At 65.0% G+C, this 17,913-nt stretch carries 17 protein-coding genes; 11 read left to right on the top strand and 6 right to left on the bottom strand.

What is annotated here, in order from left to right; all coding sequences use genetic code 11:
- Nucleotides 1–7: 7 nt before the first annotated feature.
- Nucleotides 8–373: a 50S ribosomal protein L20 gene (gene rplT, locus IEV62_RS11075; RefSeq protein WP_176497693.1), complete on the bottom strand. Its 366-nt coding sequence runs from the start codon at nt 371–373 to the stop codon at nt 8–10.
- A gap of 17 nt (nt 374–390) precedes the next feature.
- Nucleotides 391–594: a 50S ribosomal protein L35 gene (gene rpmI / locus IEV62_RS11080; RefSeq protein ID WP_010184218.1), complete on the bottom strand. Its 204-nt coding sequence runs from the start codon at nt 592–594 to the stop codon at nt 391–393.
- A gap of 184 nt (nt 595–778) precedes the next feature.
- Between rpmI and IEV62_RS11085 the strand changes: the two genes are divergently transcribed.
- The 3 genes from IEV62_RS11085 to IEV62_RS11095 all read left to right on the top strand — a co-directional run bounded on the left by IEV62_RS11085 (nt 779) and on the right by IEV62_RS11095 (nt 4,279).
- The gene (locus IEV62_RS11085; RefSeq protein ID WP_188447408.1) at nt 779–1,693 is read left to right on the top strand and encodes a sulfite exporter TauE/SafE family protein; all 915 of its coding nucleotides are present in this window, start codon (nt 779–781) and stop codon (nt 1,691–1,693) included.
- Nucleotides 1,694–1,782: 89 nt separating this feature from the next.
- Nucleotides 1,783–2,523, top strand: coding sequence for a TIGR02186 family protein (locus IEV62_RS11090; protein WP_373868585.1), 741 nt, complete (start codon nt 1,783–1,785; stop codon nt 2,521–2,523).
- A 97-nt stretch (nt 2,524–2,620) separates the two neighbouring features.
- The gene (locus tag IEV62_RS11095) at nt 2,621–4,279 is read left to right on the top strand and encodes an ATP-binding protein (RefSeq protein ID WP_188447412.1); all 1,659 of its coding nucleotides are present in this window, start codon (nt 2,621–2,623) and stop codon (nt 4,277–4,279) included.
- Nucleotides 4,280–4,502: 223 nt separating this feature from the next.
- Here the strand turns inward: IEV62_RS11095 and IEV62_RS11100 are convergent, their stop codons facing one another.
- Entirely contained in the window at nt 4,503–5,969 is a 1,467-nt protein-coding gene (locus tag IEV62_RS11100; RefSeq protein ID WP_188447484.1) for a M23 family metallopeptidase, read from the bottom strand.
- A gap of 262 nt (nt 5,970–6,231) precedes the next feature.
- On the opposite strand from IEV62_RS11100, the gene IEV62_RS11105 reads away from it, so the two are divergent.
- From IEV62_RS11105 to IEV62_RS11135, 7 genes are all read left to right on the top strand, one after another.
- Complete coding sequence (locus IEV62_RS11105; protein WP_188447414.1) at nt 6,232–8,748, top strand: helicase-related protein; 2,517 nt, start codon at nt 6,232–6,234, stop codon at nt 8,746–8,748.
- Nucleotides 8,738–9,064, top strand: a complete 327-nt coding sequence (locus IEV62_RS11110; RefSeq protein WP_188447416.1) for an RNA-binding S4 domain-containing protein — start codon at nt 8,738–8,740, stop codon at nt 9,062–9,064. The genes IEV62_RS11105 and IEV62_RS11110 overlap by 11 nt, the downstream gene beginning before the upstream one ends.
- A 34-nt stretch (nt 9,065–9,098) precedes the next feature.
- Nucleotides 9,099–9,440, top strand: coding sequence for a ferredoxin FdxA (gene fdxA / locus IEV62_RS11115; RefSeq protein WP_188447418.1), 342 nt, complete (start codon nt 9,099–9,101; stop codon nt 9,438–9,440).
- 326 nt (nt 9,441–9,766) lie between these two features.
- Entirely contained in the window at nt 9,767–10,300 is a 534-nt protein-coding gene (locus IEV62_RS11120; RefSeq protein WP_188447420.1) for a CarD family transcriptional regulator, read from the top strand.
- Nucleotides 10,301–10,417: 117 nt separating this feature from the next.
- The gene (locus IEV62_RS11125) at nt 10,418–11,716 is read left to right on the top strand and encodes an NRAMP family divalent metal transporter (RefSeq protein WP_188447422.1); all 1,299 of its coding nucleotides are present in this window, start codon (nt 10,418–10,420) and stop codon (nt 11,714–11,716) included.
- A gap of 86 nt (nt 11,717–11,802) precedes the next feature.
- Complete coding sequence (locus tag IEV62_RS11130) at nt 11,803–12,528, top strand: head GIN domain-containing protein (protein ID WP_188447424.1); 726 nt, start codon at nt 11,803–11,805, stop codon at nt 12,526–12,528.
- A gap of 38 nt (nt 12,529–12,566) precedes the next feature.
- Nucleotides 12,567–13,280, top strand: a complete 714-nt coding sequence (locus IEV62_RS11135; RefSeq protein ID WP_188447426.1) for a GIN domain-containing protein — start codon at nt 12,567–12,569, stop codon at nt 13,278–13,280.
- Here the strand turns inward: IEV62_RS11135 and IEV62_RS11140 are convergent.
- Together IEV62_RS11140 and mgtE are read right to left on the bottom strand one after the other, a co-directional pair.
- Nucleotides 13,273–13,677 carry a DUF1489 family protein gene (locus IEV62_RS11140; RefSeq protein WP_188447428.1) on the bottom strand — a complete coding sequence of 135 codons (405 nt, stop codon included), beginning with the start codon at nt 13,675–13,677 and terminating at the stop codon, nt 13,273–13,275. The two genes, IEV62_RS11135 and IEV62_RS11140, sit on opposite strands and share 8 nt — an antisense overlap.
- A gap of 24 nt (nt 13,678–13,701) precedes the next feature.
- Nucleotides 13,702–15,102, bottom strand: coding sequence for a magnesium transporter (gene mgtE, locus IEV62_RS11145; protein ID WP_188447430.1), 1,401 nt, complete (start codon nt 15,100–15,102; stop codon nt 13,702–13,704).
- A 140-nt stretch (nt 15,103–15,242) separates the two neighbouring features.
- Between mgtE and IEV62_RS11150 the strand changes: the two genes are divergently transcribed.
- Nucleotides 15,243–15,701 carry a peptidylprolyl isomerase gene (locus IEV62_RS11150; protein WP_188447486.1) on the top strand — a complete coding sequence of 153 codons (459 nt, stop codon included), beginning with the start codon at nt 15,243–15,245 and terminating at the stop codon, nt 15,699–15,701.
- A gap of 137 nt (nt 15,702–15,838) precedes the next feature.
- On the opposite strand, the gene IEV62_RS11155 is transcribed toward IEV62_RS11150, so the two are convergent.
- Nucleotides 15,839–17,899, bottom strand: a complete 2,061-nt coding sequence (locus tag IEV62_RS11155) for a TonB-dependent receptor domain-containing protein (protein ID WP_188447432.1) — start codon at nt 17,897–17,899, stop codon at nt 15,839–15,841.
- Nucleotides 17,900–17,913 lie beyond the last annotated feature (14 nt).

The following is a 17,913-nucleotide window of genomic DNA, read 5'->3' on the forward strand; positions in this document are numbered from 1 at the left end:
GGTCGCCTCAGGCGGCCTGGGGCAGAGCCGCCTTTGCCTGCGCGATGATGCCGCTAAAGGCGCCAGCTTCGTGCATCGCCAGATCGGCCAGGACCTTGCGGTCGAGCTGGACGCCGGCGAGCTTCAGGCCGTGCATGAACACGCCGTAGGTGAGACCCTCGGCGCGGACAGCGGCGTTGATGCGCTGAATCCACAGCGCGCGGAAGTTGCGCTTGCGGACCTTGCGATCGCGATAAGCATATTGTCCGGCCTTTTCGACGGCCTGACGGGCGATGCGGATCGTGTTCTTGCGACGGCCATAATAGCCCTTCGCCAGATTGAGGATCCGCTTGTGTTTTGCGTGGGTGGTTACACCCCGTTTTACGCGTGCCATTTAATCAGTCCTCCGATTCAGCCGAGACCGTAAGGCGCCCACGCCTTAACGGTGGCCGTGTCGGCCTTGGACAGCAATTTCGTGCCACGGTTCTGGCGGATGTACTTGCTGTTATGGCTCATCAGCCGGTGGCGCTTGCCCGCAACGCCATGCTTGAGCAGGCCGGTCGCGGTGAGCTTGAAGCGTTTCTTGACGCCGCTCTTCGTCTTGAGTTTGGGCATTTTCGTCCTTTCGTTATCGCGGGCGAGTATGAACGGCCTCGGCAGCCCATACCGGCCGGGCAGTTCCTCTGTACACGCGTGAGAAGCGCGCCGTTTAAGCGAGAGTCGCGCCAAATGCAACCGTCGGTGAAAAACGCAGACACGCTTTGCGATCCGCCACGCAACGCGGTAACGCTGCACCGCAATGGACATCTACCTGCCCATCGCCAATCTTTCGGTCAACGCGCTTGTCATCGTGTTGCTGGGGGGTGGCGTCGGGCTGCTGTCGGGGATGTTCGGCGTGGGCGGTGGATTTCTCACCACGCCGTTGCTGATCGTCTATGGCATCCCGCCGACCGTCGCCGCTGCGTCTGCCGCGAGCCAAGTGACCGGCGCGAGCGTCTCGGGCGTGTTCGCGCATGTCCGGCGCAAGGGCGTGGATTTCAAAATGGGCGGCGTGCTGGTCGCGGGCGGACTGGTCGGATCGGTGTTGGGCGGGTGGATTTTCCGGCTGCTCCAAGCGAGCGGGCAAATCGATACCGTGATCGCGGTCATCTATGTGCTGCTGCTGGGGTCGATCGGCGCGCTGATGGCGAGCGAATCTTGGGGGGAAATCCGGCGGCAGCGCAGCGGCGAGCCGCCCAAAGCGCGCAAACGCCGCCACCATCCGCTGGTCGCCTCGCTCCCCTTACGGACGCGCTTCTACCGATCAGGCCTGTACATCTCGCCGCTCGCGCCGCTGATCCTCGGTTTCGGGGTGGGGATCTTGACCATCCTGCTCGGCATCGGTGGCGGGTTCATCCTGGTGCCGGCGATGCTCTATCTGCTCGGCATGACGACGCAAGTCGTGGTCGGCACGTCGCTGTTCCAGACGCTGTTCGTTACCGCAATGGCGACGATGATCCATGCCACGACGACCAAGGCGGTCGACATCGTGCTGGCAGCGCTGCTGCTGCTCGGATCGGTCGCGGGCGCGCAAGTCGGCGCGCGGCTGGCGAGCAAGGCCAAGCCCGAATATCTGCGCCTCGCGCTCGCGGTGATCGTGTTGTTGGTCGCAGGGCGAATCGCGCTTGGCCTCGGCTGGCGGCCCGATGAGATTTATTCGGTCGAGCTGTCGTGATGGGTTGTTTGTGGCTCTGGGCTCCTGCCTTCGCAGGAGAACGACGGGTGAGGCGGGGGTGGCTGCCGCTGCTGCTGGCACCCTTGCTGATGGGGCAATCGGCCCCCCGGCCAACGGTCAAACCGGTGCTCGTCCCCGACGTGTCGCAGCGCGATATCGAGATTCAGTACAGCTTCACCGGCGCAAACCTGTTGCTGTTCGGCGCGATTCTGTATCCGCAGGGGCGCTTGCCCAACGATGACAAGCCGACCGATATCGTGGTGGTGGTCAAAGGACCGACGCAATCAATTCTGGTGCGCGAGAAGGACAAATTGGGCGGGCTGATCTGGGTCAATGCCAGTCGCCTGCGCTATCGCTCCGCCCCCAGTTTCTACGCGATCGCATCGTCCAAGCCGATCGAACAGATGCTCGATGCCCGCACCCGCGCGATTTACGAACTCGGCGTATCGAGCCTGCAGCTTTCCCCGGCGTCGAACGCACCGCTGACCGAGCAGGACCGCTTCGCGCGTGGGCTGGTCGAGCTCAAGGCCCGCTCCGGGCTCTATGTCGAGGCCCCAGGCGCGGTCGAGATTACCGACGGCGTGCTCTACCGCGCGCGCGTGCAGATTCCGGCGCGCGTACCGGTCGGACGCTTTACCGCCGAAACCTTCCTGATCCGCGACGGACGTGTGCTGGCAGCGGCGACCCGCGACATCGAGATTCGCAAATCGGGCTTCGAACGCTTCGTCGCGCGCTCAGCCGATCGCCATGCGATCCTGTACGGGTTGGTCGCGGTGGCGCTATCGGTCTTGTTCGGCTGGGCAGCGGGGCAGATCGCGCGGCGCTTTTGATTGAGGCACCCGCCTTGCCGGCGCACATCGTCTGACACCCAATCTTTACCGGTGCTCCGCCATAGCACTTCCCTGATAAACGGGGCGGATACCACGAATGACCGAAATGCAGGGTGCCCAGGTTTTTGCACACGCCGCACCGCTGGCGACGGCAACCTGTATCGGCATGGTGTTCGAAATCGCCGGATCGAGCAGCATGGTGATGCTCGATCCGCAAGCGCTCGATACGACGCTGTCGCATGCCGATCCGGTCATCGCCAGCGCCGGTTCGGTCGGCAGCCAGATCAAGATGCGCGTCGGCGGCACGTGGTTGATCGCCAATATCCGGTCGCTGAAAATGGTCGACGGGCATGACGACCGCATCGCCGCGCACGTCGATTTTCTCGGCGAAGGCGACGAGGAGAAGCTGACCGGCAAGCTCTACCACTTCCGCCGCGGCGTCACGCGCTATCCGACCCCCGGTTGCGCGGTCTATCCGGTTTCGACCGCCGATCTGAAACAGATCTACGCCGCCGACGACCGCGCCAATATCGAGATCGGCACGGTCTATCCGACCAAGGATATCCGTGCCGCGCTCTATGTCGATGCGATGCTCGGCAAGCATTTCGCACTGCTTGGTTCGACCGGTACTGGCAAATCGACTGCGGCTGCCTTGATCCTGCACCGTATTTGCGAACTCAGCCCGCAAGGGCATATCGTGATGATCGATCCGCATGGCGAATATGCCGCCGCGTTCAAAAGCAATGGCGCGATCTACGATGTCGGCAATCTGCAAATGCCGTATTGGCTGATGAATTTTGAGGAGCATTGCGAGGTGTTCGTCACCTCCGCGGGTTCCGAAAAGCAAATCGATGCCGACATCCTCGCCAAATGCCTCTTGCTTGCCAAGGGGAAAAGCCGGTTGGGGCAGGAAATTACCAAACTGACGGTCGACGCGCCGATCCCGTATCTGCTGAGCGACCTGACCAATTTGATCCAGCTCGAAATGGGCAAGATGGACCGCGCGGGCGACACCGCGCCCTATCTGCGGCTGAAGACCAAGATCGAAGAGATCAAGGCCGATCCGCGCTATGGCTTCATGTTTTCCGGCATGCTGGTTGCCGATACGATGGCGGCGTTCCTTGAACGCATCTTCCGCTTGCCCGGCGACGGCAAACCGATCTCGATCATCGACGTGTCGGGCGTGCCGTCCGAGATCACGTCGGTGGTCGTTGCCGTATTGAGCCGAATGGTGTTCGATTTCGCGATCTGGTCGCGCGGCGAGGCGCAGCGCCCGATCCTGCTCGTGTGCGAGGAAGCGCATCGCTACATCCCGGCCGGCAGCGACAGTGCCGGGGGTGGCGCATCGAGCGTCGGGCGGATCCTCAGCCGAATCGCCAAGGAAGGCCGCAAATATGGCGTCTCGCTCGGCCTGATCACGCAGCGTCCGTCCGATCTGGCGGAAGGCGTGCTGTCGCAGTGCGGCACGATCATCGCGATGCGCCTCAACAACGATCGCGACCAGGCGTTCGTCCGCGCGGCGATGCCCGAGGGCGCGCGTGGATTCCTCGATGCGATCCCAGCTTTGCGCAACCGCGAGTGCATCATTTGCGGCGAGGGCGTGGCGATTCCGATCCGCGTCTCGTTCGATGCGCTGGACGATGACAAGCGTCCGGCGTCGGACGATCCGGTCTTCTCGCAATTGTGGCGCGAGACCGGCGGCGAAGGCGAGATCATCGCGCGCACGCTGAAACGGTGGCGCTCGCAGGGGCGGTAGGGTTTCGCACGCGAAGGACGCGAATCAAAAGAAGAAGCTTGGTTCGCGCGGAGACGCGGAGAAGAAGGAAGAGGGCGGCAGCCCTCAATACAGCACAGATCGATCCTGCATCGTCGTTCGTAAAGTCTGCCAACCTCAGGGCTGGGTGATCTCCGCGTCTCCGCGTCTCCGCGCGAACCAACCTTCTTGGGATTGAAGCGCTAACGGCACCGAAAGTGCATGCTTACGCCCCCGGCTTAACCGCCAGCAGCCCCGCCACCTTCGCCTTGAACGCGCGCAATTGCTCGCCCGAAAGCGTCGCGATGCTCGAGAAGGAGAAGCCGCGCGGGTTGACCGCAACGCCGCCGCGCAGCACTTCCCAATGCAGATGCGGGCCGGTCGACAGGCCGCTATTGCCCGAATAACCGATGATTTGCCCACGCGAAACACGCTGGCCCGAGCGTGACGCGAAGCGGCTGAGATGGCCGTAGCACGTCACGATATTGCCGCCATGCGCCATCTTGATGTAATTGCCATAGCCGCCACTGCGCCCGGCATAGACGATCGTGCCGTCGGCGGGGGCGTGGATCGGGGTGCCCCACGGCGTGCCGATATCGATCCCTTTGTGCATCCGCGTGAAGCCGAGCAGCGGGTGGAAGCGCATGCCAAAGGACGACGTTACGCGCGCCATCGACACCGGCATGGTGAAGGTGCCCTGACGCTCGGCCTGGCCGGTTGCTTCATACCAGGTGCCGTCATTCCACTGCACCAATTGCGTTTTTTTGCTGCCGTGATCGAGCCCGGCGAAGAGCAGATTGCCGATCTGGGTCTCGCCCGTGGCAGCGCGTTTGCGGTCGATCACGAAATCGTAGCGGTCGCCGGAGCCGATCTGCCCGATTGCGAATTTGCTGTTGATCGCGCGGATATAGCTTTCGACGACCTTGGCCGGGATGCCCGCGGCGCGTGCCGAACGATACAGGCTGCTGCCGACCAGACCCTGAATGCGTAAGGGGGTATTGTCGATCGCGATCACTTGGCGGCTAAGCACGAGAGTGTCGCCGACGCGCTTCAGCGACAGTTCGAGATCGAAACGCGCGCGTAGCGCGAGCGCTTCGAGCGGACGCGCGACGGTCTTGTTCGGGCGACGGCCGAGCGTCATCGGGATTTGCTTGCCCGCCGTCAGATCGCCCAGCGGCACCGCGCCCGCGATCAACACGACCGCATCCTGCGCATCACGTTCGGAGAGCCCGGCGCGTTGCAGGACGGCACCGAGGCTGTCGCCATGCCCGATCGTCGCGGTACGTTCCTCGATCGGGCGTTCGGGCGCTTCGGCGAGCGGAACCACAAGATCGTTCGCGGCCATGTGGCGGCCGGTATCGGCACCCCAGGCAAGCGGCGCGATCGCCTGCGCGCGCGCTTCATCACGGTCGCTGCCGCTGAGCGGGGCAGGCGCAGAACCGAGAATAGGGTAGGCGATGGGGGGTGCGAGTACGACTGCCGTGGCGCACAAGGCGGCACAGGTCGCTGCCCCGCGCCACCACTCAAGCGAGCCGATGCGCGATCCGAGATCGGGCACCCAGTCGATCCGCATTGCTGCGGCCCGCAGCCTGTCGAGCGTGCCGAGTTCCGCGACCGGGACGAACGCGCGACCGAACGACACGGCGGCGGTGCCTCCGGCTTGCTCGAACCCATGATCGTCACGCAAGAACAAGGCGTTTGTGCCCCCGAAAAATTTCAAAACCGCTGCCGTCCCGCCCCGCAGCGTAGAGCCACTCGACTGTGGCCGCCAAAGCCTAAAGTCAAATTAACCGCTGTCCCGTTAGGACACACTCACGGCGAAGCGTTGCGAGGCTGCGGCAAGGTGTTGGAACCGACCGTAAGCCCCGTGTTTTAACAGGGTTAATGCAGAGCGGCAGAGCGTATTTACCCTTAGCGGTTGCACCAGCGCCCCGGGCACGCGATGTTTGTCAGTCATGAACCGCCACGATGAGCATCAGGTCACCGCGGTCCTCGGGCCGACCAACACCGGCAAGACGCATTTGGCGGTCGAGCGGATGTGCGGCCATTCGAGCGGAATGATCGGCTTCCCGCTGCGTTTGCTGGCGCGCGAGGTTTATGACCGCGTCGTCAAGATCAAGGGGGCGAGCCGTGTCGCGCTGATTACGGGCGAGGAAAAGATCGTTCCCAAGGATGCGCGCTGGTTCCTGTGCACGGTCGAATCGATGCCGCTCGAGAAGGATCTGGCGTTTGTCGCGGTCGACGAGGCGCAATTGGGCGCGGACCCCGAGCGCGGGCATGTCTTCACCGACCGGATTCTCCGCGCGCGCGGGCGCGACGAAACGATGCTGCTGGGGTCGGAGGCGCTGCGCCCGATGCTCAAGGCGCTCGTGCCGAAGATCGAGATCATCAACCGCCCGCGTTTCTCCACCCTGACCTACGCCGACGCGAAGAAGATCAGCCGCTTGCCCAAACGCTCGGCGATCGTCGCGTTCAGTGCGGAGGAAGTTTATGCGGTCGCCGAGATGCTGCGGCGCTTGCGCGGCGGCGCGGCGGTGGTGATGGGTGCGCTCTCGCCGCGCACCCGCAACGCGCAAGTCGCGATGTTCCAGGCGGGCGAGGTCGATTATCTCGTCGCGACCGACGCGATCGGCATGGGGCTCAACATGGATGTGGCGCATGTCGCGTTTGCCAGCCTCAACAAATTCGACGGCCGTCGCCAGCGCCGCCTGACCGTCGCCGAAATGGCGCAGATTGCCGGGCGCGCCGGGCGGCATCAGCGCGACGGGACGTTCGGCGCGCTGGTCGAGGAAGGGCCGGGCGCGTTCACGCCGGAGGAAGTGCTCAATATCGAGGAGCACCGCTTCCCGCCGCTCGAACAGCTTTACTGGCGACAGGGCGAGCCTGATTATAGCAGCATCGCGGCGTTGATCGACAGTCTGGAAGCCCGTCCAGCGCACCGCGTGTTGTGGGCGGCCCCGCAAGCGGTCGATCTGGCGGTGTTGAAGCGAATGGCGAGCGAGGATTGGGTGCGTGACCGCGCACGCTCCCCGGCGATGGTCGCGCGGTTATGGGCAGCGTGTGGCCTGCCCGATTTCCGCAAAGTGGGGGTCGATCCGCACACGCGCTTCGTCGAACGGGTGTTCCGTTATCTGAGCGAAGGCATGGGCCATGTCCCGCACGACTGGTTCGCCGCCGAGCTGGCGCGGCTCGACAATGTCGCGGGGGATGTTGCGACGCTTGCGGGCCGCATCGCGGCGGCGCGGAGCTGGTCGTATATCGCCAACCGCGCCGACTGGCTCGCCGATCCCGCGCATTGGGCGGCGCGCGCGGGGGCGGTCGAGGAACGGCTGTCCGATGCACTGCATGCGAGCCTGACGCAGCGCTTCGTCGACAAGCGTACCACCTTGCTGATGCGCCAGATCGGCGCCGATCCGCGCGCGCTGCCGGTGGTGATCGGGCCGGAGGGCGAAGTGCTGGTCGAGGATCATGCGATCGGGCGGCTCGACGGGTTTCGCTTTATCGTCGCCGGCGATGCGCGCGCGGCGGACAAACGCTTGTTACTGGCGGCGGCCGAGCGGCGGCTGGGCGACGAGCGCGCGCGGCGCGGAAGCGCGCTCGTCGCGGCGGGGGACGCCGATCTGGCGCTTACCGCCGAGCCCGGCGCGGCGCCGACGCTGCGCTGGCTGGATCTGGCGGTCGCAACGCTCGCGCCGGGGCCGAGTGTGCTGCGGCCCCGCGTCTTGCTCGACCGCGCGCTCGATTGCTTGACGGTCGAGCTCCGCGCGCGGATCGAGACGCGGCTGCGCGATTGGCTGGCGGGGCAGCTCAAGCGTGCGCTGCCGGGGTTGGTGGTGCTCGATGCGGTGCAGCGCGATCCTGCCGCCACGCCTGCATCGCGCGCGGTGGCCGCGGCGTTGGTCGCGCAAGCCGGGCTGGTTTCGCGGGCGGAGATAGCCTTGGCGGTCGACGGGCTCGATCCGGTGGCGCGCAAGGCTTTCCGCGCGGCGGGCGTGACGATCGGCGCGCTCGACCTGTTCGATCCGCGCGTGCTGAAGCCCGGCCCTGCGCGCTGGCGGGGGGCGTTACTGGCGGCGCGACAGGGCAGCCAGGTCGCGGTCGGGGCGCAACCGGGCGCGACGGTGCTGGAGCGCGGTGCGCCGGGCGCCACGCTCGATCACGGCTATCGCCCGGTCGGCGGGCAGGCGGTGCGGATCGATCTGATCGAGCGCATCGCGCGCGCCGCGCACGACGCGCGGGGTCGCGAAGGCCGCAAGCCGTTCGCGCTTGACCCGGCGCTGGCGCTGTCGATGGGACTGACACGGCCGACACTCGAGCGGCTGATGGCGGGGTTCGGTTTCCGCCCGGCCGCAAGCCCCGATGATGCGCCGCGCTGGACGTGGCGGGGGCGGCCGCCCGTACCGGTGACGCCCCCGCCCAAGGACAATGCGTTCGCCGCGCTGGCGGCGCTGACGGCACCTTTTGGCATCTAGCGCGGGCGATACGATCCGGCTCGACCGGTTCCTGTGCTTTGCGCGGATCGTCAAGACGCGCGGGCAAGCGCAGGCCATGGCGGAAAGCGGGCATGTGCGGATCGACGGGCGCGCGGTCGACAAAGCGGCGACGCCGGTGCGGGTCGGCTGCGTGATCGCCTTTGCGACCCCCGGCGGGCAGGTTCGCGCGCTACGGATCGTCGCCTTGCCGGTGCGGCGTGGCCCCAGTGAGGAGGCGCAGCGCTGTTATGATGACCTGATCGAAAATGCGCGCGGACCCCGCGCGGGCGTTGACGCCGCCAGCGCCCGCGCATAGCAGCATCGCTGTTCGTTGCTCCAGGAGTGTTTCAATGACCTACGTCGTCACCGACGCCTGCATCAAGTGCAAGTACATGGACTGCGTCGAGGTATGCCCGGTCGATTGCTTCTATGAAGGCGAGAACATGCTGGTGATCAACCCCAGCGAGTGCATCGATTGCGGCGTGTGCGAACCCGAATGCCCGGCCGAGGCGATCCTGCCCGATACCGAAAGCGGGTTGGAGCAATGGCTCGAGGTCAACACCGCTTATTCCGCCGAGTGGCCCAACGTCACGCGCAACACTGGCCAGACCCCGGCGGATGCCGACGCGTTCAAGGGCCTGGAGGGCAAGTTCGACAAGTTCTTCTCGGCAGAACCCGGCAAGGGCGACTGACCGACGCAGGCGCGACCGCGCCGATGCGGCAAGGCCGCAGCGTCGGTCGCGGACGGCTTTGCCGACGGCCCGCGCAGAAAGAATCCCGTTTCTGGCCACCAAACCGCAACAAACCAGACGCATTTGAGCGTTACCGCCGCGCGTCGTGCCATGCGACGCTGGTAATTTTATTACGACTGTGTTAATCAGGCTCCGACGGAAGCGTATCCCATGCGCGTTTTCCGGCACGGAGACGTACACAACCCACACCCCGCGCGCGCCGATGCAGCCTTGCTGCCGCAGGTGCGTTGCCCCGGTATACCCGGTCCACAGAAAGGTCTTACGGAATGGCTGCCAAGGCGCTGTCCTTCGACGTCGGCGATTATGTCGTTTACCCCAAGCACGGCGTTGGCCGTGTGATCGAACTGCAACGGCAGGAAATCGCCGGGATGCAGCTCGAACTCTATGTGCTGCGCTTCGAAAAAGAACGCATGACGCTGCGCGTTCCGACCAACAAGGCCGAAAGCGTCGGCATGCGCAAACTCAGCAGCGACAAGACGCTGCGCGAAGCGCTCGACACGCTGACCGGCAAGCCGCGCGTGAAACGCACGATGTGGTCGCGCCGTGCGCAGGAATATGAAGCGAAGATCAATTCGGGCGACCTCGTGTCGATCGCCGAAGTGGTGCGCGACCTGTTCCGTGCCGAGGACCAGCCCGAGCAGAGCTATTCCGAGCGGCAGATCTTCGAAGGCGCGACCAGCCGCCTCGCGCGCGAACTTGCTGCGATGGAGCAAGTCGACGAGCCGACCGCGCAGGAGAAGATCCTCGACATTCTGCGCAAAGCTGCGGCGATCCATAACAAGGACAAGGTTGCCGCCTGATCCGGTTGGCAGATCATCCCAGGTACCAAAAGGGGCGGCTGGCGACAGTCGCCCCTTTTCGCAGGTGCGCGACGTAGCCGCGTTGCTACGCGACGCGGCGCGTGCGACATTCGCACTGTGGCCGAACCAGAAGACGCTGATCCCGAGTCCGTTCGCGGATTTCGGGCTTTCCTGAAGTCGCTCGGGCCTGGCCTGATCACCGGCGCAGCGGATGACGACCCGAGCGGAATCGGCACGCATAGCCAGGTCGGTGCCGAATTCGGCTATGGCCTGGCCTGGACCTTCGTCCTCAGCTTCCCGCTGATGGTGGCGATCCAGCAAATCGCCGCAGAGATTGGCCGCGTCACGGGGGCCGGCATCGCACGCAATCTGAGGCGGCATTATCCGCGCCCGATCCTGTGGGTGATGGTCACGCTGTTGCTGATCGCCAACATCGTCAATCTCGGCGCCGATCTGAGCGCGATGGGCGCGGCGCTGAAACTGCTGATCGGTGGCAATGGCGCGCTCTACACACTGCTGTTCGGCATCCTGTGCATCGTTCTGGAAGTCGGTCTGAGCTACCCGCGCTATTCGGCGATCCTGAAATGGACGACGCTGTCGCTGTTCACCTATGTCGCGGTGGTGGTGGTGGCGCATGTGCCGTGGGCGCACGCGCTACGGTCGCTCATCGTCCCCGAGCTGCAATTCAATATTGCCTATGCCACTGCCTTCGTCGCGATCCTCGGCACGACGATCAGCCCGTATCTGTTCTTCTGGCAGGCGGGGCAGGAAATCGAAGAACAGCATCGCCACCATGCCAAACCGCTGTGCCTGACTGCGAAGACCGCCGGACCCGAGTTGCGGCGGATCCGGATCGATACCCTGACGGGCATGGCGTTCAGCACGCTGATCTCGCTCGCGATCGTGTTCGCAACGGCGGCGACGCTGCATGCCAGTGGCGTGCGCGACATCACGACATCGTCGCAAGCTGCCGAGGCACTCCGGCCGATTGCGGGGCAGTTCGCCTTCGTGATGTTTGCGGTCGGGGTGATTGGCACGGGACTGCTCGCGGTGCCGGTGCTGGCCGGATCGGCCGCCTATGCCGTGACGGAAATGGCGGGGGTGGCCGGCAGCCTCGACGCAAAGCCGCTATCGGCGCGGCTCTTTTATGGGACGATCGCGGCGACGACGCTGGCCGGCTCGTCGCTCAATGCGGTCGGCATCGATCCGGCGCGCGCGCTCTATTGGGCGGCGGTGGTCAATGGCATCCTCGCCGGCCCGCTGATGGTGGTGATGATGCTGATCGTTCGCAATCCGCGCGCGATGGGGCGGTTGACGATTGGGCGTGAGCAGGTGATCTTCGAATGGGCGGCAACCGCCGTGATGATCGCGGCCTCGCTGCTGTTCCTTGGGTTCGTGATCCGGGGCGTGGCCTGAGGGGATGCCAGTCCTGACGGGTGCGCCCCCGGTCTTGCATACCGATCAATTCAGTGTATTGTAGCAGCAACACACAGGAGGTTCTGATGCGCGCACTCATGCTTCTTCTCATCGTGCCGTTGGCGGCATGCTCGGTCGATAGCGACGCGTCGCGACCGGGTGTCGCCGGATCGGGTAGTGGCACGACGCGAACCTTCGCAGTCGCCGATTTCACCGCGCTCTCGCTGCGCGGCTCGGACGATGTCGATGTCCGCGTCGGCACCGGTTTCTCGGTCCGCGCCGAGGGGCCAAGCAAGGAACTCGACAAACTCAAGATCGAGCGCGTCGGCGATACGTTGCGAATCGGGCGGAAAGACCGGAGCGGCTTCAGCTGGGGCGATAGCGACGATGTGAAGGTGTTCGTGACGATGCCGCGCATTGCCGCCGCGACGATCGCCGGATCGGGCGACATGGCGATCGACCGCGTCGAGGGCGAGCGCTTCGTCGGCGACACCGCCGGTTCGGGCAGCCTGAACATCGCGATGCTCGGTGTGCGCGAAGCCAAGCTGTCGATGGCGGGTTCGGGGGATATGACGCTGAAAGGAACCGCCGAGCGGCTGACGATCGACATTGCCGGGTCGGGCGATGTCGATGCATCCGGCGTCAAGGCCAACACCGCCGCCGTGGCGGTGATGGGATCGGGCGGGGTCCGCGGCGATGTCACCGGCGCGGCGACGGTATCGGTGATGGGGTCGGGCAATGTCGATCTTGGCAAGGGTGCCAAATGTTCGATCACCAAGATGGGATCGGGCGAGGTGAAATGCGGCGGGTAAGGCTTGCCTGAAGCCGCGATTGGGGTGATGCCGGGGGCATGAAATGTGCTCTACTCCTCGTCCTGCTGATCGCAACCCCGGCTCAAGCGGCGGAGCGCAGCATCATCGTCACCAGCTTCGATCGGTTGCGCGTCGACGGGCCGTTCGACGTGCGCGTGGCAACGCGGCGCCCGCCCTCGGCACGGATCGAGGGCACGATCCGTGCCGCCGATGCGGTCTCGATCCGAGTCGAGGGGACCACATTGATCGTCAGCACCGGACCCAAAGGCTGGACCGAAGTCCCCGTGATCGGCAAACCGAGCGCGCCGATCGTGTATCTCGGTACGCTGACGCTGCGCAGCGCAACCGTCATCGGCGGCGGAACCGTGCAAATCGACGGGCCGTTACGCGGACAGCGGATCGACCTGCAAGTCACTGGCAGCGGCGGGCTTGCCATCGCCGCGCTCGATGCCGACCAGCTCAATGCCACGCTGCTCGGCCCGGCCACGATGGCGCTCGGCGGGCGCGGTGCGCGCGTGCGGCTGATCGGCAGCGGGCCGGGCCGCCTCGATGCGGGCGCGTTGCGCGGCGATGAGGTGACGGTGCGGCTGGAAGGTCCGGGCGCGATTGCGGCGCAGGCGCGCTACACCGCCGACGCGATCAGCACCGGAATCGGCGCGATCACGATTTACGGCAAGCCGGCGTGCAAGGTGAAGGCGGCGGCGGGCGGGCCGATCAGCTGTGGCGCAATCGCAGTGCCGCCGGTCAAATAAGCCCAAGCGCGGCGAGCTTACCGATCAGCCCGACCGGCATCACATCGCCCGCCAGCACGCCGTCGCCAAGATCAGCAGGTGCATCCGCCGCCTCGAGATAGCGCCAGCCCTGATGCGCGCGCTTGGGGCGTCCCTCGGTCAGCACCAAGGCGGGATCGATATGGATCGCGACGCGCCCGCCCTCGGCCTCGCCAAACTGCAGGATCGGCGAGCGCGCGACGAGCGTGTGCTTGATGATCCAGAACAACGATCCGCCACCCAAAATCTCTTCGTGCCGCTTGGGCAAATAGCGCGTCGTGAGAAACACCGGCCCGTCGGCGCTGCGCTCGCGCAAGCGCGTTGCGAGGTGATCGAGGCTGGTCGCGCCAAAGGCGACCTTGGTCAGGTGAAGCGGCATTGCAAGGATATGCGGTGACGCGCGTCAGGAACCAAGCCCCGCCAGCGCCGCCAGACCGAGAAACGTAAAGAAACCAAGGCAATCGGTCATCATCGTCACGAACACCGCCGACGACACCGCCGGATCGACATCCAGCCGGTCGAGCGTCACCGGAATCAACACCCCGGACAGGCCCGCGACCAGATTGTTGATCAGGATCGCCAGCCCGAACACGATGCCAAGCGGCACATTATGATAGAACAGGATCGTCCCAAGGCCGATCAACACGCCAAGCACCATGCCGTTTGCCAGCGCGATGCGGAATTCGCGCACGATCATCCATACCGTATTGGAACTGGTCAGCTGGTTGGTGGCGATCGCGCGGACGACCACCGCCAGCGTCTGCGTGCCGGCATTGCCGCCCATGCCCGAGACGATCCCCATCAGCGCGGCGAGCAAGGCGAACTTGGCGATTTCAGTCTCGAACAGGCCGACGACGGCGGCGGCGAGCATCGCGGTGCCGAGGTTGATCACCAGCCACAACACGCGCGTGCGCACCGTCAACGCGATCGGCTCGTTAATGTCGCCATCGCCCGCGCCCGACAGGCGCAAAATGTCCTCACCGGCTTCTTCGGAAATGATGTGGACGACATCGTCGACCGTGATCATCCCGACCAGCCGGCCGCCCGGATCGACCACCGCCGCGGAAATCAGCGCATATTTCTGGAAGCGCAGCGCGACCTCTTCCTGATCCATGTCGACCGGGATCAGCGTCTGTTCGCGCTTCATCACATCGGCGATGGCGATGCTGCGCGGGGTGCGCAACACCCAGGACAAGGCGACCGTGCCGACTGGCTTGTGCGCCGGATCGACCACGAAGATTTCCCAGAAATCAGTCGTCAGTTCGTCATGGCCGCGCAGATAATCGAGCACGTCGCCGACCGACCAATGTTCGGGCACCGCGATCAGCTCGCGCTGCATCAGGCGACCAGCCGATTCCTCGGGATAGGAGAGCGCTTCCTCGATCGCAGCGCGATCGTCGGGGTCTAGCGCGCGGAGCACTTCGCGCTGATCGGCGGGCTCCATATCCTCGATGATCGCGACGGCATCGTCGGTGTCGAGCTCGGAGGCGATGTCGGCGACTTGCGTTGCCGACAGCGCGTCGATCAAATCCTCGCGGACATAATCGTTCATCTCGGCGAACACGTCACCGTCGAGCAGATCGGTGATGGCCGTGGCGAGCGCCGCGCGCGAATCGCGCGGCGTCAGTTCGAACAGATCGGCGATATCCGCCGGGTGCAGCGGTTCGACCAGCGCCCGCGCCGCCTCGGCATCGCCCGTATCGACCGCATCGAGGACGGCGCGGACGAATTCGGGCTTCAGCCGGTCATCCGCGTCGAGCTGGGTGGTGTCGATCTCGGGTTCGGGAAGGTCGGTCTCGCTCATTTCGGACCTCCAAAGCCAAGCGCGTGGCGCGGTGTAGCGCCGCGCTGTCACAAAGCCAATGCCGGATACCCAGTGTGGATTTGCCAGCCGCGCGCCGCCTCGCTAGGGCGGCACTTCCCCCATTTGCCAGGAGTGCCATGATGGCCGATCTACCCGAAACCCTTACCCTTTCTTTGGATAGCGGCGGCGACGTCGTCATCAAGCTGCGCGGCGATCTTGCCCCCAACCATGTCGCGCGGATCGCCGAGCTCGCCAATGACGGCTTTTACGATGGCGTCGTGTTCCACCGCGTGATTGCGGGCTTCATGGCGCAGGGCGGTGATCCGACCGGCACTGGCATGCACGGATCGGACAAGCCCAATCTCGCGCAGGAATTCTCCAAGGAGCCGCACGTCCGCGGTGTCGCGTCGATGGCGCGCGCGCAGAGCCCGAATTCGGCCAACAGCCAATTCTTCATCTGCCTCGACGATGCCCGCTTCCTCGACAATCAATATACCGTGTGGGGCGAAGTGACGTCGGGCATGGAGCATGTCGACGCGCTACCTAAGGGTGAGCCGCCGCGTACGCCCGGCAAGATCGTCAAGGCGAGCGCAGTCTGAGGTAACGCCTGCCTCCCCCCGTTCACCCTGAGCCTGTCGAAGGGCCAGTGCCAGATGCTTGCCGCGTGCCTCTGGCACGGTGCCCTTCGACAGGCTCGGGGCGAACGGGTGGGGAATTCCCACCCGTTCGGGCGGCGTCACAAAACCTTGCGCACCTGAAGATACGCATAGCGCCCGCGCCGCGTCGCGCGCTCCTCGCGGAAGAGGAGCGGTGCCACGGTGCGCGGGCCGTCATAGACATCGCGCAGCGTCGCGCTGCTGCCATTGACGAGATGGCCGAGGTCGAGTCGGAGTGTCAGGTCCGACGTGGGTTTCCACTGGCCATAGACATAGGCGAAGGGCGGCGCGCGCCCGATCCGTACCTCATCGATGCGATAGCCGGTGACACGCGCGACGTCACAGCCGTGTTCAAACCCGAACTGGAAGCGTCCGCCCTTCACATCCTGTGTAAAGCCGACATTGCAGTCAAACCTTTGCTGATATGCCAAGGTCCGCGGTATCCCGGTTAAGGGATCGGTCACGCTTGATTGCCGGTAGGCGGAATTGAGCTTCAGCAGCCCGTCCTTCAGCCCGAGTTTGTCGAACGGGAGCGTCAACGCAGCGCGCACGACATTCGAGCGGGCATGGCCGATATTGCCGGTCGCGGTGAAGCCGCCCGCGAGCGGGATCGAATCGATCACATCGAACAATTCGGTATGCCGCGCGGTCAGTTCGAATACGCCCTTCTTCCAGAAGCGGCGCTCATATACCGCCTCCGCCGCGATCGAGTGCGACGGGCGCAGATCGGCATTGCCGCCCGAGATGGTGCCAAGCGCGAGATCGCTCGACGCTGCGAAATCACCGAAATTGAGCTGGGCGACTTCCTGTTCGAGCCGCAGCCGGAGTTGGTGTCCCTCCTTGGGCAGCCATGTGACCAGCAATTTCGGCTTGGGAAAGAGGAAGTTTCGCGAGCGTGTGACATCACCGGTCTGGCCGATTCGCGAGAGTTCGACGCGCATCGTGGCGTCGATCGTCAGCTTCGGCTGCGGATTCCAAACCGCTTGGGCAAAGCCTTCGCCGCGCACTTCGCTGACGCGTACCGACGCATTGGGAAGCGGAACCGCGACGCCATCCGCGGCAAAGGCGCTTTGGCTGTCGCGGAAATTGTACGCGATCTCCCCGCCACCTTCAAACGTCCAGGCACCGCCCGGACGATAGGTATCCGTCGCGCGAAGCACGCTTTCCCCCGCTGTCGCGCGGCTGACGAAGAGCGATTCGCTGCCAACGCTGTCGAAGCGTCCCCGATAAGTATTGTGGTTGAGGCGTTGCAGTCCGGTCAGCTCGAACGTGCTGCGCGGCCGCTCGCGTGTCCAGGTGAAGCCAAGCTCACCACTCGGATAATAGCTCGCCTCGCGTACGCGTTCATCGTCGCCGCTCCCGACCAGGATCGTGGTGGTCTGAGTATCGTGCTGCTGGAAGTAATCGAGCACGGCATTGGCCTGGAGCTTGCCACCGAACAGCGGTCGCTGGATCGATCCGCGCGCATCATAACTGCCATAGCGTTCAACGGTGTCGAGCGCGGCGGCCTGGAGCACCGTGCCCGCCGGCGTGGTGCGGTCGCGCGTGCCGCTGGTGGTGTTGCCGCGATCGTTGGAGGCGTATAGCGATGCTTCGGTCACCCGCTCGCCGTTGCGCCGGGTGTAAGACAGCTTGCCCGATGGCCCGGTCTCGCCATTGTCATAGACGAAGGCGTTTCCTTCGGCGACGATCTCGGTCTTGGGCGTGCGCTTCAAAATAACATTGGCGACGACCGCGCGACCGCGCATGTCGATCCTGGGCACGCCCCCGCGGATCAGCTCGATTCGCTCGACGCTCACTGCGGTGGTGCGATTGAGGACATCGGCGACATTGTCGCTTTTCGACGAGGGCCGACTGCAGTCGATCAAAACATTGCCGCTTGCCCCGGCCAACCCGCGCGAATCGAGATCGCCGACATCGAGCGTGAAGCCCGGCAGCCGCTGGATCATGTCGAATGCGGTCCCCGGATTGCTGCTGGCGAAGAAGCTCGCCGGATAGACCAGCACCGCCTGCGACGACGGGGCTGCAGAGTCGGGGGCGGCGGGCGCAGTCGCGGGAGCGGGGACGGATTGCGCCATTCCGGCGAGCGGCCACGCCGCGACCGACGCCGCACTCCCCGACCAGACCGCCCACTGTCTCAACCCAGCCTCCCGCC

The sequence above is a fragment of the Sphingomonas psychrolutea genome, assembly GCF_014636175.1.
Classification (GTDB): domain Bacteria; phylum Pseudomonadota; class Alphaproteobacteria; order Sphingomonadales; family Sphingomonadaceae; genus Sphingomonas; species Sphingomonas psychrolutea.

Bases quoted from the DNA above. Each gene is read 5' to 3' on its own strand.
- fdxA (WP_188447418.1), top strand. From the start codon at position 9,099: ATGACCTACGTCGTCACCGACGCCTGCATCAAGTGCAAGTACATGGAC.
- IEV62_RS11105 (WP_188447414.1), top strand. From the start codon at position 6,232: ATGAACCGCCACGATGAGCATCAGGTCACCGCGGTCCTCGGGCCGACC.
- rplT (WP_176497693.1), bottom strand. From the start codon at position 373: ATGGCACGCGTAAAACGGGGTGTAACCACCCACGCAAAACACAAGCGG.
- IEV62_RS11095 (WP_188447412.1), top strand. From the start codon at position 2,621: ATGACCGAAATGCAGGGTGCCCAGGTTTTTGCACACGCCGCACCGCTG.
- IEV62_RS11150 (WP_188447486.1), top strand. From the start codon at position 15,243: ATGGCCGATCTACCCGAAACCCTTACCCTTTCTTTGGATAGCGGCGGC.
- mgtE (WP_188447430.1), bottom strand. From the start codon at position 15,102: ATGAGCGAGACCGACCTTCCCGAACCCGAGATCGACACCACCCAGCTC.
- IEV62_RS11085 (WP_188447408.1), top strand. From the start codon at position 779: ATGGACATCTACCTGCCCATCGCCAATCTTTCGGTCAACGCGCTTGTC.
- rpmI (WP_010184218.1), bottom strand. From the start codon at position 594: ATGCCCAAACTCAAGACGAAGAGCGGCGTCAAGAAACGCTTCAAGCTC.
- IEV62_RS11090 (WP_373868585.1), top strand. From the start codon at position 1,783: ATGGGGCAATCGGCCCCCCGGCCAACGGTCAAACCGGTGCTCGTCCCC.
- IEV62_RS11130 (WP_188447424.1), top strand. From the start codon at position 11,803: ATGCGCGCACTCATGCTTCTTCTCATCGTGCCGTTGGCGGCATGCTCG.
- IEV62_RS11140 (WP_188447428.1), bottom strand. From the start codon at position 13,677: ATGCCGCTTCACCTGACCAAGGTCGCCTTTGGCGCGACCAGCCTCGAT.
- IEV62_RS11135 (WP_188447426.1), top strand. From the start codon at position 12,567: ATGAAATGTGCTCTACTCCTCGTCCTGCTGATCGCAACCCCGGCTCAA.
- IEV62_RS11120 (WP_188447420.1), top strand. From the start codon at position 9,767: ATGGCTGCCAAGGCGCTGTCCTTCGACGTCGGCGATTATGTCGTTTAC.